This window comes from Pseudoalteromonas sp. TB64, from assembly GCF_000498095.1.
Taxonomy (GTDB): Bacteria; Pseudomonadota; Gammaproteobacteria; order Enterobacterales; family Alteromonadaceae; genus Pseudoalteromonas.
Genome location: NZ_AUTQ01000033.1, coordinates 1 through 1,980, shown reverse-complemented (window position 1 = coordinate 1,980; position 1,980 = coordinate 1). Strand labels below are relative to the sequence as shown.

Annotated in this window: 2 protein-coding genes; one reads left to right on the top strand and one right to left on the bottom strand. The window is 33.3% G+C overall.

What is annotated here, in order from left to right:
• Positions 1-414: 414 nt before the first annotated feature.
• The gene (locus L647_RS01000000123445; protein WP_050581960.1) at positions 415-996 is read left to right on the top strand and encodes a hypothetical protein; all 582 of its coding nucleotides are present in this window, start codon (positions 415-417) and stop codon (positions 994-996) included.
• Between the two features lie 314 nt (positions 997-1,310).
• Here L647_RS01000000123445 and L647_RS0100990 read toward each other — a convergent pair whose 3' ends face one another.
• On the bottom strand, positions 1,311-1,619 hold the full coding sequence (locus L647_RS0100990) for an SMI1/KNR4 family protein (protein WP_024609547.1): 309 nt from the start codon (positions 1,617-1,619) through the stop codon (positions 1,311-1,313).
• Between the last annotated feature and the right edge of the window lie 361 nt (positions 1,620-1,980).

The window sequence follows — 1,980 nt, the reverse complement described above, 5'->3', positions numbered from 1 at the left end:
ATATTCGTAACCAACAGAAGCATATTCCACTTAACATAATAGTCAGTTACTTTTAAATTAAGTGGCTTGGTCGAACTATAAGTTACTCAAACGGACGCTAAACAGTTGGCTAGCACTCGTTCCTCGTACATTTTAGCCAACAATTTCGCGCCGCTTAGTAAGGCGTTAAGTTTCCTTACATCGGAGTTTGTATGCGTTCCAAGGAAGAATTGAAATTTCTAAAAGATAATGAAAATTCATTATATGTAATTCATTACTCATGTCAGGGATTAAATGATGATAATGAGGGGTATTCACCTCGTATCACATCAATTGCAGCTCTACAATGCATAGCTTTTCAATACATCTTGTTGCGGAGATAAAAAAATCACTCGTGATGAAATACATAATCATTATGATGAAATTGAAGCAACGATGTTAGAAGATTTCTATCAATTTATACAAAACCACCAAGACTGTTATTGGCTTCACTGGAATATGTCCAATATTAACTTTGGTTTTGAGACTATTGAGCATAGATATAGAGTGTTAACGGAAAAGCAGCCGCCTAAAGTCGAGGACTCTAAGAAACATAATTTATCATCAATAATTACTGAGAAATTTGGTAAAAAGTCTTTCGACCTTCCACGTATGCCTAGCATTATGGCATGTAATGGTGGGCCTCACAGAGACAACTTAATTGGTGCGGAAGAAGCCGAAGCTTTTAAGAGAAAAGAATATTTGAAATTACATAAGTCTACTATGGCAAAAGTATACTTTTTCCAGTCCATCTACCAAAAAGTTCAATCTAATAAATTAAAAACTATCAGATCAAATCTACCAGCAAAGTTAAATCGATTAGTGGAGTCTTTGCCTTCAAAATTACTGGCACTTGTTGCTGTATTATATTCAGTGTGGCAATTAAGTTACTCTGCTTACACGACAATAGAGCCTCAAAATAAAGAAATAGATTCTGAGCAAGTAACGGAAACTAACAAGAAAATCAACAAGGACTAAAACAGCGGGCTGTTCGCTCTGCTCCATTTTAGCCCACTATTTTTAGCCAGTTATTTGGGCGTTGAGGGTCTAGAATTACTCATTCTCAGGTAGTGTTCAAAAGTCTTACTATCTAAATAAAGTCTTGTTCCCCGTCAGTTTTAACCAATTTTAACAACCAACTACTAAACTTACCCCAACTAGAATTTGTCTCTAGCCATTTTTCAGGGTCCTCATCATGTGAAAACACCGAAAAGCTATTGCACCCTCTTGCTCCTTTAAGATCAAAGCCTAAAAAGTCTCCTCTACCAGTAATCGAACCAATAATTAATAAATCAGGAAATATGTTTTTCATATTTAAAAAAAACATTTTTAGAAAAAGCCTCTAAATCTTCTAATTTATACAGTTTTATCCCTAGTCCATATTCATCAATATAAAGTGTTGAAGCCCCAACATTAATAAGAAAATTTTTATACTCTTCAGGTAAAGAGATTTGATAAGCTTTTTCAAAGCTTTCAATTTCAAACTCAGTGTACTTTTTATCTAAAATAAAACTATATTCTTCACCTGATTCAAACCTTACGTTTGCTGTGTGCTCAAGAAGGTAATTCAATTTTATACACGTTTCTTTAAGGTCGTTCATTTAAATTTTAAACCATCTCACTATATTAATTTAACGTATTCAATCGCCCTCGCTTTAAAACGCCTGAATAAAGCGACACTCTACACTGTACTTTTTTAAAACTATATAAGCTGTATAAACTGTATAAACTGTATAAACTGTATAAACTGTATAAAATTTATAAAAATCAACAACAAGAATAAAAAGCACCTTGTTACTATTATTTATATTTTCAAGCATTGGCTAAAGGTTTTAATAAGCGCATTTTAAAAGCTACTCTTTTGCGTTTAATATTTCCTCCCAGGGCAAGATCACGAACTTTACCTTGACTTCAAAGTATGATCTTATACTCCTTTTTACAAGGAGCATTCTCATGCTTGAT

Bases quoted from the DNA above. Each gene is read 5' to 3' on its own strand.
- L647_RS01000000123445 (WP_050581960.1), top strand. From the start codon at position 415: ATGTTAGAAGATTTCTATCAATTTATACAAAACCACCAAGACTGTTAT.
- L647_RS0100990 (WP_024609547.1), bottom strand. From the start codon at position 1,619: ATGAACGACCTTAAAGAAACGTGTATAAAATTGAATTACCTTCTTGAG.